Annotated in this window: 13 protein-coding genes; 9 read left to right on the plus strand and 4 right to left on the minus strand. The window is 74.3% G+C overall.

What is annotated here, in order from left to right:
• The first annotated feature begins 421 nt into the window (after positions 1-421).
• The 4 genes from ACGF7U_RS26300 to ACGF7U_RS26315 all read left to right on the plus strand — a co-directional run bounded on the left by ACGF7U_RS26300 (position 422) and on the right by ACGF7U_RS26315 (position 2,312).
• Entirely contained in the window at positions 422-1,030 is a 609-nt protein-coding gene (locus tag ACGF7U_RS26300) for a DsbA family protein (RefSeq protein WP_393111018.1), read from the plus strand.
• Positions 1,027-1,527 carry a nucleoside deaminase gene (locus ACGF7U_RS26305; protein ID WP_393111020.1) on the plus strand — a complete coding sequence of 167 codons (501 nt, stop codon included), beginning with the start codon at positions 1,027-1,029 and terminating at the stop codon, positions 1,525-1,527. The genes ACGF7U_RS26300 and ACGF7U_RS26305 overlap by 4 nt, the downstream gene beginning before the upstream one ends.
• A 13-nt stretch (positions 1,528-1,540) precedes the next feature.
• Entirely contained in the window at positions 1,541-1,861 is a 321-nt protein-coding gene (locus tag ACGF7U_RS26310) for a DMT family transporter (protein ID WP_393111022.1), read from the plus strand.
• A 64-nt stretch (positions 1,862-1,925) separates the two neighbouring features.
• A complete protein-coding gene (locus tag ACGF7U_RS26315) occupies positions 1,926-2,312 on the plus strand; it encodes a DMT family transporter (RefSeq protein ID WP_393111024.1) in 387 nt (128 codons plus the stop codon).
• 308 nt (positions 2,313-2,620) lie between these two features.
• On the opposite strand, the gene ACGF7U_RS26320 is transcribed toward ACGF7U_RS26315, so the two are convergent.
• Entirely contained in the window at positions 2,621-3,628 is a 1,008-nt protein-coding gene (locus ACGF7U_RS26320) for a GlxA family transcriptional regulator (protein WP_393111026.1), read from the minus strand.
• 125 nt (positions 3,629-3,753) lie between these two features.
• Here ACGF7U_RS26320 and ACGF7U_RS26325 point away from each other — a divergent pair, with 125 nt between their 5' ends.
• Positions 3,754-4,638 carry an NAD(P)-dependent oxidoreductase gene (locus ACGF7U_RS26325; RefSeq protein ID WP_393111028.1) on the plus strand — a complete coding sequence of 295 codons (885 nt, stop codon included), beginning with the start codon at positions 3,754-3,756 and terminating at the stop codon, positions 4,636-4,638.
• 2 nt (positions 4,639-4,640) lie between these two features.
• Positions 4,641-5,300 carry a hypothetical protein gene (locus ACGF7U_RS26330; protein ID WP_393111030.1) on the plus strand — a complete coding sequence of 220 codons (660 nt, stop codon included), beginning with the start codon at positions 4,641-4,643 and terminating at the stop codon, positions 5,298-5,300.
• Positions 5,301-5,349: 49 nt separating this feature from the next.
• Here ACGF7U_RS26330 and ACGF7U_RS26335 read toward each other — a convergent pair whose 3' ends face one another.
• Positions 5,350-6,363, minus strand: a complete 1,014-nt coding sequence (locus ACGF7U_RS26335) for a zinc-binding dehydrogenase (protein ID WP_393111032.1) — start codon at positions 6,361-6,363, stop codon at positions 5,350-5,352.
• 123 nt (positions 6,364-6,486) lie between these two features.
• Here ACGF7U_RS26335 and ACGF7U_RS26340 point away from each other — a divergent pair, with 123 nt between their 5' ends.
• Together ACGF7U_RS26340 and ACGF7U_RS26345 are read left to right on the plus strand one after the other, a co-directional pair.
• Positions 6,487-7,200, plus strand: a complete 714-nt coding sequence (locus ACGF7U_RS26340) for a spermidine synthase (RefSeq protein ID WP_393111034.1) — start codon at positions 6,487-6,489, stop codon at positions 7,198-7,200.
• Between the two features lie 120 nt (positions 7,201-7,320).
• Entirely contained in the window at positions 7,321-7,497 is a 177-nt protein-coding gene (locus ACGF7U_RS26345; RefSeq protein WP_393111036.1) for a hypothetical protein, read from the plus strand.
• Here the strand turns inward: ACGF7U_RS26345 and ACGF7U_RS26350 are convergent.
• Complete coding sequence (locus ACGF7U_RS26350) at positions 7,454-9,085, minus strand: glycosyltransferase 87 family protein (protein WP_393111038.1); 1,632 nt, start codon at positions 9,083-9,085, stop codon at positions 7,454-7,456. The two genes, ACGF7U_RS26345 and ACGF7U_RS26350, sit on opposite strands and share 44 nt — an antisense overlap.
• 108 nt (positions 9,086-9,193) lie before the next feature.
• Between ACGF7U_RS26350 and ACGF7U_RS26355 the strand changes: the two genes are divergently transcribed.
• Complete coding sequence (locus ACGF7U_RS26355) at positions 9,194-10,885, plus strand: long-chain-fatty-acid--CoA ligase (protein WP_393111040.1); 1,692 nt, start codon at positions 9,194-9,196, stop codon at positions 10,883-10,885.
• A 109-nt stretch (positions 10,886-10,994) separates the two neighbouring features.
• Here the strand turns inward: ACGF7U_RS26355 and ACGF7U_RS26360 are convergent, their stop codons facing one another.
• Positions 10,995-12,812 carry an acyl-CoA dehydrogenase gene (locus ACGF7U_RS26360; protein WP_393111042.1) on the minus strand — a complete coding sequence of 606 codons (1,818 nt, stop codon included), beginning with the start codon at positions 12,810-12,812 and terminating at the stop codon, positions 10,995-10,997.
• Between the last annotated feature and the right edge of the window lie 47 nt (positions 12,813-12,859).

Genomic DNA, 12,859 nt, shown 5'->3' on the forward strand with positions numbered 1-12,859 from the left:
GCGATCCCTTCCGGTAATGCGGTCGGGGCACAGGATAAGCGTTGCGTCGATGCGCCGAGGACCCTGCGTCGCGACGGACGGGGCACAGGCGGGGGCGACGGGTGGACCGCCGCGGCGCGGCCCCGGCAGCTGCCTGCCCGCCGCCCACGGCGGCGATCTGGACGGCCTGCCGGGTCGGGTCGCCCGCACGCCCGGGCCGCGCCGTCGGCGCTCCGGGCCCGGCACGACGACCCGGAGCACCTCGCCGACCGGCCGGTCCCACCGGCATTCATGGTGGGCGCTTGCCATGACGCAGAAGCATGGTACGTTACTTGCATGCACATGCACTTTAGTGCGGCGGCCTCGAGGGCCGCATCCATGCCGCCCCAACCCCGATATATGCATGTACAGCCAAATCAAGCGCCGCAGAGGAGCGAGAACAGTGAGCACGACGGTGGAGTTGTTCGTGGACTACGTGTGTCCCTACTGCCTCCTCGTCGAGGACGCGGTGGCGGAGCTGGAACGCGAACGTGACGTCGAGGTCGTCGTCCGGCCGTTCGAACTGCGACCCGATCCGGTGCCGACGCTGAGGCCGGAGGACGACTACCTGCCGCAGGTCTGGCGCGCGTCCGTCTACCCGATGGCCCGGCGGCTGGGCGTGGACATCGCCCTGCCCTCGGTTTCCCCGCAGCCACGCACCGCCAAGGCGTTCATGGCCCTGCAACTGGCGGCGGAACACGGCGTCGCGCGGGAGTACTCGTCGGCGATGTTCCGCGCGTTCTTCCAGCACGATCGGGACATCGGCGAGGACGGGGTGATCGTCGAGGTCGGCGCCACGGTCGGTCTCGACCGATCCGAGGTGGAACGGGCGTTGGCGAGTGAGGAACGACGCTCCCGCCGACTCGCCGAGCAGCGGTACGCGACCGATTCGGTGGGCGTGCGCGGCGTCCCCAGCTTCCGCATCGGCGGTCGCCTCCATTCGGGAGTGCTCGACGCGGGTCGCCTGAAGAAGGCCGTGGACGAGGCGGCCGGCCGGGAGGCACTGCCGTGAGCTGGACCGACGCGGCGCTGACCTCGCTCATGACGGACGCGGTGCAGTTCGGCATCCGCCACGTCGACGGTGGCGGCCTGCCGTTCGTGGGCGTGCTCGTCGGCGAGGACGGCTACGTCACAGAGCCCGGGGTCAACCTCGTACGGGAAACGGGAGATCCGACCGCGCACGCCGAGATCGTCGCGATGCGGGCCGCTCTGCGCGACCACGACGGCGGCGACCTGACGGGCACCTGGCTGCTGGCGACGGGCGAGCCGTGCGGCCTGTGCTACCGCTTCGCCCTCGACCACCGGGTCGGGCGAATCTACGTCGCCGTGGACAGCGACACCGTCGCGGCGCACGGATTCGACTATCGCGGGAGCTACCCCGCGTTCCGGGTCGACCGTTCAGCCCTGCCCATCCCCGTGCACCGCCTGCCCGTCGCGGGGGCGCTGGAGCCGTTCCAACGCTTCCACCTCCTGGGCCGGGACGGCGCGGGCACCCCTTCTCCTCGGTAACGAAAGGAACGACATGAACTGGCTCTACCTGGGTGTCGCCGTCATCTTCGAGATCACGGTGGCCTTCTCGGCAAGCAAGGCGAAGGGCTTCACCCACCTGTGGTGGACCGTCGCGACCCTCGTCAGTGGCGCGATCGCGACCTTCTTCCTCAGCCTGGCGCTGCTGACCTTCGACGTCGGCGTCGGTTACGCGCTCTGGACCTCCGTGGCAGGGGTCGGGATCGTCGTCGTCGGCGCGCTGTTCATCGGGCAGCGCCTGGACGTGAGGAAACTCCTCGGCATCCTCGTCGTCATCGGCGGCGTCGTCGGACTGCAGCTCAGTGGAGCGGCGTGACCCACCGGTCGGCGCTCACGCCGGCCTCGTCCACACCATCGACCCGATCGAAAGGACCAATCCCATGACCGCGACAGATGCCCGGCACAACACGAGGGCCGGCGCCTGGCTCGTGCTGCTCCTGGCCGGAGCGTTCGAGGTCGGCTACGCGCTCAGCGTCGCAGGCAGCGAAGGATTCACCCGCTTCGGCTGGTCCGTTTCCGCCGTCGTCTTCTTCCTCCTGACCCTCTTCTGCCTCAGCGTCGCCCTGCGGAACATCGATGTCGGGATCGGCTACGCCGTCTGGGCCGGCATCGGCGCCGTCGGCGCGGCCGTCCTCGGTCCGGTGTTCTTCGACGAATCACTCACCCCGACCCGAGCGTTCTGGCTGGCGGTGATCATCGCAGGGGTCGTCTGGCTCAAGCTCGCGGACGGCGCCAAGCCCGCCACGGAGCAGCCCGCGGCGCTCTGACGCCACCTGGTGACCGGACGGCGTGCCCACCGGCTCCGGACCGACCGACACCGGCGGGATCCGCCGCGGCGATCCACGAGTGACCCGACCGAGTACGGCCACCAGCAAGGTGGCGCCGTCAAGGTCTCGTCCCTCGTGGATCGCCGGCCGCACGGTCCACAGCGGCGTCGCCGGCGCCGTGGCCGACGGCCCGGCGGTCGCCCCCGTTCGGCGGTCCGGCGCCGGGTCACGCCCATCGCTGCCGGGCCGACCCGGCCATGCCCACGGTCGGACCGGGCACCGGGCGACCGCCCTCCGACGTCCTCAGGTCAGTCGACGTGCGGCTGCCGCACCGTCCGCGAGAAGGCCCGCCGGTGCTCGCGCGGCGACACCCCGACGTGCTTCAGGAAGTGGTGGCGCAGGTTGTTGGCCGTGCCGAGCCCGCTCAACTCCCCGACCTTCTCCATCGGCAGGTCGGTCATCTCCAGCAGGCCCTGCGCCCGGGCCAGGCGTTGGTGGAGCAGCCACCGCAACGGGGTCGAGCCGGTGGCCGCCTGCAGACGCCGGTGGAACGTGCGGGGGCTCATCGCCGCCCGGCGCGCCAGGTCCTCGACCGTCAGCGGGCGGTCCAGGTGGGCACGGGCCCACTCGAGCACCGGTGCCAGGCCCGCGTCGTCCTCGACGGGCACCGACAGGTCGATGAACTGTGCCTGGCCGCCCGGCCGGTGGGCGGGCACCACCATCCGCCGGGCGAGCTGGTTGGCGACGTGCGCGCCCAGGTCCCGGCGGACCAGGTGGAGACACAGGTCGAGCCCGGCGGTCAGCCCCGCGCTGGTCAGCACGTCGCCCTCGTCGACGTAGAGCACCGAGTCGTCGACCTGGACCCTGGGGTACCGCTCGGCGAGCTGCGCGGTGTGCATCCAGTGGGCGGTGGCGCGGCGGCCGTCGAGCAGCCCCGCCTCGGCGAGGGCGAAGGCGCCGGTGCAGAGCGACACCATCCGGGCGCCCGCCTCGTACGCCCGGCGCAGCGCCGTGACCAGCTCCACCGGCAGCGGCTCGCCGTCCTCGACGCAGGAGTCCGGCACGGACGGCACGATCACCGTGTCGGCGCCGACCAGGTCGTCGAGCCCGTACGGGCTGCGCAGCACGAACCCGGACTCCATCGGCCGGTCGACCCGCTCCGCACCCGCCCCGCACAGCCGCAGCTCGTACCAGGGGTCGGCGAGGTCGGGCTGCGGCTGGCCGAAGACCGTGCAGGGGATGGCGAGCTCGTAGAGGTCCCACGAGGGGAGCCCGATCGGCTCGGCGACCACCACGGCGACAGATCGGACGCCCACGCCGTCGATCCTATGGCAGGAATTTGGTGATAGCCGACTCCACTGTCACTGTCGGATCGCGTCCCGCGCTGCGAGGGTTGCCGCGTACCTGATCAACGCAGCACCGACGCACGAGGAGATGTGGCATGGATGCCGGACGCACACCGGTGACCGTCATCGGGCTGGGCCAGATGGGCTCCGCGCTGGCCGGCGCGCTCGTGGAACGCGGCCACCCGGTCACGGTCTGGAACCGTTCCGCCGAGAAGGCCCGGGCGGTGGTGGACCGGGGAGCCCGCCTGGCGGACACCCCCCAGGAGGCGGTCGCCGCGAGCCCGCTCGTCATCGCCTGCCTGCGGGACTACCCCGCGATGCACGCCGTCCTCGACCCGACCGTCGACCAGCTCGCCGGCAGGACGCTGGTCAACCTCACCTCCGGCTCGCCCGAGCAGGCCCGGGACACGGCCGCCTGGGCCGGCGCGCACGGCATCGACTACCTCGACGGCGCGATCATGACCACGCCGCCGGGGGTCGGCAGCTCCGAGGTGATGTTCCTCTTCGGGGGCGCGGAGAAGGTCTTCACGACCCACCGGCCGACCCTGGCGGCGCTGGGCGACCCGCTGCACCTGGGCGCCGACCCGGGGCTGGCCTCGCTCTACGACGTCGCGCTGCTCGGCCTGATGTGGTCGACGATGACCGGCTGGCTGCACGGCGCGGCCCTGGTCGGCGCGGAGGGGACGCCAGCCGCCGACTTCACGCCGGTCGCGCTCCGCTGGCTGGGCACGGTGGGCACCTTCCTCACCCGGTACGCCGCGCAGGTGGACGCCGGGCGGTACCCGGGCGACGACGCGACGGTCGACATCCAGATCGCGGCCATCGACCACCTCATCCACGCCGCCGCCGACCGGGGCGTCGACAACGCGCTGCCCGAGCTGTTGAAGGCCATGATGCGGAAGGCCGAGGCCGACGGCCACGGCTCGGACAGCTACGCGAGCCTGGTCAGCGTCCTGCGTCCGTCGGCCGGGGCGAGGTGACCGTGGCGTCACCCACGACGGCCGCGCGCACCGTGCCGGCGCTCCCCGGCGACACCCGGGCCTGGGCGGAGCTGGTCTCCGCCACCGCCGACGAGTGCCGGGCGGTCCTGACCGGCGGCGCCGACCGGGACTGGTCGGTCCCCGCCGCCGGCCTCGACTGGAGCTGCCGCCAGACCCTCGACCACCTGGCCCTGGGCGTGGTCGGCTACGCGGGCCTGCTCATCGCCCGCCCCACCGACCGGTACGTCACCCTCTTCGCCGCCCTCGATCCGCACGCCGAGATCCCCGCCTGCCTGGAGGGCATCGGGATCGCCGCGACGCTGCTGGCCACCACGGTCCGCCACAGCGCCGAGCACGTGCGGGCCTGGCACCCGTGGGGGCCCTCCGACCCGGCCGGGTTCGCCGCGATGGGGCTCGTCGAGCTGACCGCGCACACGTACGACATCACCCGCGCGCTCGGCCTCACCTGGGCGCTGCCGGAGCGGGCCAGCGCCGCCGCGGTGGCCCGGCTGTTCCCCGACGCCCCGGCCGGGCACCGCCCCTCGGACACCCTGCTCTGGTGCACCGGCCGGACCGCGCTGCCCGGGCTGCCCCGACGAACGGCCTGGCAGTGGGACGGCACCGCGGGCCGGCGCACCCCGGGCGGCGCACCGGCGGCCTGAGGCACGAAGCGTCAGCGGCCGGAGGGGGCGGGGCGTCGGACGGCGCCGCTCAGGGACGCAGGATCAGCCGGATCGGGTTGCCCTGCTTGCTGTGCACCCGCCGCACCGCCTCCTCCGCCTCGCCCAGCGGCAGCACGTCGCTGACCGAGGCGCTCAGGTCGAGCCGCCGCTGCCGGGCCAGGGAGACGAGCTGCACGACGTGCTCGGGCTCCGAACCGTAGTGACCGAGCACCGCCTGCTGGAAGTAGTTGAACGGGCTGTCCGAGGCGATGGTGACCGGCTTGTTGGCGATTCCCGCGAGCACCAGCCGGCCCCGGCGGCCGAGGACCGTCAGCGCCTGCTCGCGCACGGCGGTCACCCCGGCGAAGTCGAACGCCACGTCCAGCCCCCGCCCGTCCGTCAGCGCCAGCACGGCGTCGCGGAACGCGGGGTCGGCCGGGTCGAGCACCGCGTCGGCCCCCAGCGTCGTCGCCCGGTCCCGCGCCGCCGCCAGCGGCTCCACCGCGATCACCGGAGCCGCGCCGACCAGGCGGAGCAACTGGACGGCGTGCGCGCCCAGGCCGCCCACGCCCCAGACCCCGACCGCCTCGCCGGGCCGGGTTCGCGCGGTCTCCGTCACCGCCGCCCACGGCGTGGAGACCGCGTCGGGAATGATGCAGGCCTGCTCGAACGGCAGGTCGTCCGGGATCGGCACGACCGTGCCCTCGTTGGCCACGGCGTACTCGGCCCAGCCGCCGTCGTAGTCCACGCCCCGGGTGAACACCGTGCCGCGCCGGTCCCGCTCCCCGGCCTGGAGCAGCACCCGCTGGCCCGGCTCCCACCCCTCGACGTCGTCGCCGAGCGCGTCGATGACGCCGGCCACCTCGTGGCCCAGCGTCACCACGTCCCCGGGCAGGTAGAGCGGGGTGAGGGTGCCGTCGATCAGATGCACGTCGGACAGGCAGACCCCCGCCGCCACGACCCTGATCCGCACCTGCCCGCGCTCCGGCTGCGGCACCGCCACCTGCTCCATCCGCAGCGTCCGGTCCGCCAGGTGCAGCCGTCCGGCCAGCATCTCCGCCATTGTGCGCGCTCCCTGTCCGGCCCCCGGTCGGCGGCCCTCGACGCCGCACGCATACCCCGCCGGGCGGCGGGAATGCGCGCCGGCGGCCGGCGGCCGGGGCGCCGCCGGGTAGCATCCCGCCCCGTGGGCGTGCGATTCGAGGAACTGGCCTGGCGGGAGACCCCGATCGGGCTCATCAGCCTGCGGCGGCGTCGCGACCCGTCGCTCGGCGTGGACGTGTACGAGGTCAAGCTCGACGACGAGTTCCTGATGTCCAGCCTCTTCCCGGTGGCGGAGATCGAGCTGGCCCGGCTGGGGCTGGCCGCGCTGGCCGGGCAGGACCTCGACGTGGTCGTCGGCGGCCTCGGCCTGGGTTACACCGCCCGCACCGCGCTCGCCGACGACCGGGTCGCCTCGCTGCTGGTGGTGGAGGCGATCGAGGACGTCATCGACTGGCACCGCCGGGAGCTGCTGCCCTTCGCCGCCGGACTGGCCGCCGACCCGCGCACCCGCTTCGTGCGGGCCGACTTCTTCGCCGTCGTCGCCGACGGCACCGGCTTCGACCCGCGGGAGCCGGGGCGGCGGTTCCACGCCGTGCTGCTCGACGTGGACCACTCGCCGCGCAACGTGCTGCACCCTCGCCACGCCGCCTTCTACACCCCGGACGGCCTACGCCGGCTCGCCGCCCACCTGCACCCGGACGGGGTCTTCGCCCTCTGGTCGGACGACCCGCCGGATCCCGGGTTCGAGGAGTCGCTCGCCGCGGTGTTCCGTACCGCGCGGGCGCACGTCGTCCCGTTCGCCAACCCGCTGACCGGCGGGGAGTCGGCGAACACTGTCTACGTCGCCCGGCGCTGACCGGGGCCGCGCGGCGCCCCGCCACCGGGCGGTTCCGGCCGTTGTGGCGGCATGCCACGGACCGGACCGGGAAGGCGGGCGGGGGCCGCGCGGCGCGGCCGGGAGTCACGGGAGGTGGACATGCGAGCCATGCTCTGGGTCGTCGCCGTCATCGCCGGCGTGCTCGTCCTGCTGGGGCTGCTCCTGGAGGCGGTCCGCTGGCTGGTGATCATCGGTGCGGTGGCGCTGCTCGCGGTCGTCGTCCTGGCGCTGGTCAAGGGGCGGCAGGCGATGCACCACTCCGCCGGGCGCCGGTGACGTCGAGCGCGGCGGCCAGCTCCTCGTCGTAACTGGCGAGCGGTCGCCCGTCGGCGGCGTACGCCACCAGCCGGCCGTGCGTCATGGTCGCCGACCGGAACGAGAACGTGCGGGGCCCCGGGTGGGGCGCCAGCAGGGGGATGACGCGGGGCGCGCCGCCGGGGGCAGAGTGGTACTCCAGCCGGGCGACCTCCGGCGACACCACCCCGTTGACCCGGACCTTTGTCTTCTCCCGGCGGGTGCCGAAGGTGACCGGGGCGTCCGTGCCGTACGCGACGCACTCCGCCGGGCCGCGACAGACGAAGAAGTAGCGCGGGTTGTCGACGTCGGAGAGCGTGTACGCCTTGAACGTCGGGTCGGCGCCGGCCGGCAGGGGCTGCACGGCGAAGAACGCCACGGCCAGCACGGCGGTGGTGCCCACCCGCAGCCAGCCACGGGCCGCCGGGGTCCGCCGCTCCGCGCCGGCCACGGCCAGCGCCGCCCCGCCGAACCCGGCCAGGCAGAGCACCGCGACGCCGAGGGCCCGGGCGTTCTCGAAGAGGAACTGGATCCCGGGGGTGGTCGAGACCGGGGCGAGCACGGCCCCCAGCGAGACCACCATCGTCACCAGCAGCGCGGCGCCGGCCACCCGCCTGGCGACGCCCTGGGCGCCGACCAGCAGCATCGCCGCCAGCACCGGCCAGATCTGGTGGTGGGTCCAGGACACCGGCGACGCGGCGACGGTGGCGCACCCGACGAGCACGGCGGCGTGGCCCGGCCGCCCCTGGGCGGCCAACCGCCGTGCCCGCAGCAGCGCCACCCCGCAGACGACGGCCACCAGGGCCGCCCAGAGCAGCGGCAGGGACGCCTGGTCGAGCCCCAGCCGGAGCAGCATGCCGTGCACCGACTGGTTGCCGAGCGAGGCCAGGTTGCCGATCCGCGAAGTGTTGCGCACCGCCTCGGTCCAGTACGTCCAGCTCGCCCCGGGCAGGATCGCCGCGCCGAGCGCGGCGCAGGCCAGGAAGGTGGCCGCGGCCCGCCCGGCGTCACGGTAGCGGCCGGTGACGAGGAAGTAGACCACGAACAGCAGCGGGGTCAGCTTGATCGCGGCGGCCACCCCGACGAGCACGCCCCGCAGCCGGGCCGGGACGACGCCCATGCCGTCCAGCAGCGCGAGCAGCACGATGAAGATGCTGACCTGGCCGAAGCGGAGGTTGCTCTGCACCGGCGCGGAAAGCATGAGGGCGCAGGCGACGGCCGGCACGACGAGGGAGCGCCGGCGCCCGGATTCGGCGAGCAGGCGACCGACCGGCACCGCGATGGCCACCACGGCGAGGCAGGTCAGCGCCAGCCAGACGCCCTGCGCGACGCCCTCGGGGACGGCGGCGACCGGCCACAGCACGAGGGCCGCGAAGGGTGGGTAGGTGAAGGGCCCGCCGTTCGCGGCCGCGAACTCGTACAGGGGCAGGCCGGCGTGCAGGTGCAGCAGCGCGCCCCGGTAGATGTGCAGGTCGGAGAGGCGGTCCGGGCGGAGCGTCACGAGCGCCGACGACCCCGCGGCGAGCAGGACGAAGACCGACCAGAGCGCCGCAACCCGCCGATCCCGCATCGTCGGAGTGTAGAGCCGGCGCCCGTCCACGGGGGACCCGGTCGATACCTACGCGACCGTAGGTTACCGTGAAGTAGGCCCACGGGACGCGAGGTGTGGAGGACGGACATGGACCTGAGTGCGGAGCGGCCCTGGCTGCGCAGTTACGCCCGCGACGTGCCGGCGACCATCCCGCCGTGCGACGAGTCGCTGGTCGACCTCCTGCGCGACGCCGCCCGCCGGTTCGGTCCCCGGGTCGCCCTCGACTTCTTCGGCGCCACCACCACGTACGCCGACCTGGCCGGCCAGGTGGGCCGGGCGGCGGAGGCCCTGCGCCGGCTCGGCGTCGGCCGGGGCGACCGGGTGGCGCTGGCGCTGCCCAACTGCCCGCAGCACGTCGTGGCCTTCTACGCCGTGCTGCGCCTCGGCGCGGTGGTGGTGGAGCACAACCCGCTCTACACCGAGCAGGAGCTCACCCACCAGCTCGCCGACCACGGCGCCCGGGTCGCGGTCGTCTGGGACAAGGTGGCGCCCCTCGTGCGCCGCACCGCCGGCGCGACGGCGGTCGAGACCGTGGTCGCGGTGGATCTGACCCGGGCGCTGCCCCGGCGCAAGCGCTGGGCGCTGCGGCTCCCCCTGCCCCGGGCGCGCGCCGCCCGGGCGGCGATGACCGCGCCCGCGCCGGGGGCACTGTCCTGGGCGCGGCTGGTCGCCGCGGCCCCGCCGCTCGCCGCCGACCATCCCGCCCCCGGCCCGGACGACACGGCGCTGCTGCAGTACACCGGCGGCACCACCGGCACCCCGAAGGGCGCCGTCCTGACCCACCGCAACCTGCGGGCCAACGCGGCGCAGGGGCGCGCGTGGGTACCGGGCCTGCGCGACGGCGAGGAGACGGTGTACGGGGTGCTGCCGCTGTTCCACGCGTACGGGCTGACGCTCTGCCTCACCTTCGCCGTGGGCATCGGCGCCACGCTGGTGCTGTTCCCCCGCTTCGACCTCGACCAGACCCTGGACGCGGTGCGCCGCCGCCCGCCGACCTTCCTGCCCGCCGTCCCGCCGATCTACGAGAAGCTGGCCACCGCCGCCCGGGAACGCGGGGTGGACCTGACCTCCGCCCGGTACGCCATCTCCGGCGCCATGGCGCTGCCCCCGGCGACGGTGCAGGTGTGGGAGTCCGTCACCGGCGGGCTGCTGGTCGAGGGCTACGGCATGACCGAGACCTCCCCGGTGGCGCTGGGCAACCCGGTCTCCCCCGCCCGGCGGCCCGGCACCGTCGGGGTGCCGTTCCCGTCCACCGAGATCCGCATCGTGGACCCGGAGGACCCCGCGCGCGACCGCGACCCGGGTCAGCCGGGCGAACTGCTGATCCGGGGGCCGCAGGTGTTCGCCGGGTACTGGCGGCGCCCGGAGGAGACGGCGGCGGCGCTGCTGCCCGGCGGGTGGCTGCGTACCGGGGACATCGTGGTGATGGACGACGACGGCTTCGTCACGGTGGTCGACCGGATCAAGGAGCTGATCATCACCGGCGGGTTCAACGTCTACCCGTCCGAGGTGGAGGACGCCCTGCGCCGCGTCCCCGGCGTCCGTGACGCCGCGGCGGTCGGCCTGCCCGGCGCGCACGGCGGCGAGGAGGTGGTGGCGGCGGTCGTCCTGCACGAGGACTCCGGCCTCGACGAGGCCGGCATCCGGACGGCGTGCCGGCGACACCTCACCGCGTACAAGGTGCCCCGACGGGTCGTCCTGGTCGAGGACCTGCCCCGCTCCCAGATCGGCAAGGTCCTGCGCCGGGAGGTCCGCGACCGGCTGCTCGCCGACGGCTGAGACCGGGCCGGCGGGTGTGGGGGCGGTCGTGTCACCGGGGTTCATGCCTGGCAAGGACAGGCGGGCCGCCGCCGTCTGACGGCCCCCGGGGCCTGGCCCGCGCGACGGCTCAGAACCAGCCGTCGCGCATCTCCAGCGTCGTCCGGTCGAGGCTGTCCAGCAGGTCGAACTGGGGGCCGGTGCGGGGCAGTTCGTAGCGGAAGAAGTAGCGCGCGGCCTGCCGCTTGCCCGCGTGCAGGTCGGCGTCCGGGCCGTCGCCCGGGCCACCGGCCGCCGCCACGACGAGCAGCTGTTCCAGCCACATCCAGGCGATCACCACGTGGCCGACCGCCTCCAGGTAGACGCTCGCGTTGGCCAGCGCCACCTCCGGGTCCCCGGCGCTCCACAGCCGCCGGGTGACCAGGGTGACCCGGTCCAGCGCCGCGCCGAGCCGGGCGGCCAGCTCCGCGGCCTCGCCCTCGGCCTTCCAGGCCCGGGTGACCGTGGCGCGGACCGTCTCGACCAGCAGCGCCAGCCCGGCGCCGTCGCGCATGGTGACCTTGCGGCCCAACAGGTCCAGCGCCTGGATGCCGTGGGTGCCCTCGTGGATCGGGTTGAGCCGGTTGTCCCGCCAGTGCTGCTCGACGTCGTAGTCGCGGGTGTAGCCGTAGCCCCCGTGCACCTGGATGGCCAGGTCGTTCGCGGCCAGGCACCACTGCGACGGCCAACTCTTCGCGATCGGGGTGAGCACGTCCAGCAGCAGGCGCGCCCGTTCCCGGTCCGCCGCCTCCGGTGCCGTCTTCTCCTCGTCGAGCAGCCGGCCGCAGTAGAGGATCAGCGCCAGCGCGCCCTCCACGTAGCTCTTCTGCGCCAGCAGCATCCGCCGCACGTCCGGGTGGGCGACGATCGGCACCTGGGGAGCGCCGGGGTCCTTGTCCGCGAGCGGGCGGCCCTGCGGCCGCTGGCGGGCGTACGCGAGCGACTTCAGGTAGCCGGTGTAGCCGAGGGCGGTGGCGCCCGCGCCCACCCCGATCCGGGCCTCGTTCATCATGTGGAACATCTGCGCCAGGCCCTGGTGCGGCTCGCCGACCAGGTAGCCGACCGCGCCGGGGCGCCCGCCCGGCCGGTGCACGCCCTCGCCGAAGTTCAGCAGCGTGTTGGTGGTGCCCCGGTAGCCCAACTTGTGGTTGAGGCCGACCAGCACCACGTCGTTGCGCGCGTCGAGCGCGCCGTCGGCGTCGAGCAGCACCTTCGGGACGATGAACAGCGAGAGCCCCTTGACCCCGGGCGGACCGCCGGGGATCCGGGCGAGCACGAGGTGGACGATGTTCGCCGACAGCTCGTGGTCGCCGCCGGAGATCCACATCTTGGTGCCGTGCAGCCGGTACGTGCCGTCGTCCTGCGGCTCGGCGCGGGTGGTGATGTCGGCGAGCGAGCTGCCGGCCTGCGGCTCGGACAGGCACATGGTGCCGAAGAACCGGCCCTCCAGCATCGGTCGGACCCAGGTGTCGACCTGCTCCGGGCTGCCGTGCGCCAGCAGCAGGTTGGCGTTGCCCAGGGTCAGGAACGGGTACGCCGAGGTGCCGATGTTCGCGGCCTGGAACCAGGCGAAGCAGGCGGCCCGCACGACGTGCGGCAGCTGCATCCCGCCGATCGAGGCATCCATGCTGGCGGCCAGCAGGCCGGTCTCGGCGAACACGTCGAGGGCCTGCTTGACCTGCGGGATGGTGTGCACCCGGCGGCCGTCGAAGGTGGGCTCGTCGAGGTCGGCGGCCCGGTTGTGCGGGGCGAACCGCTCGGTGGCCACCCGCTCGGCGAGCTCCAGCACGGCGTCGAAGGTCTCCCGGGAGTGCTCCGCGTAGCGGGACCGCTCGGTCAGCCGGGTCACCTCCAGCCAGTCGTGCAGCAGGAAGCGCAGGTCGCGACGGGAGAGCAGGGTGGACGACAACGGGTCTCCTTCCGTCGGCGGGCGGGCCGTCGGCCGCGGCGCGGCCC

This window comes from Micromonospora sp. NPDC047670, from assembly GCF_043204915.1.
Classification (GTDB): domain Bacteria; phylum Actinomycetota; class Actinomycetes; order Mycobacteriales; family Micromonosporaceae; genus Micromonospora.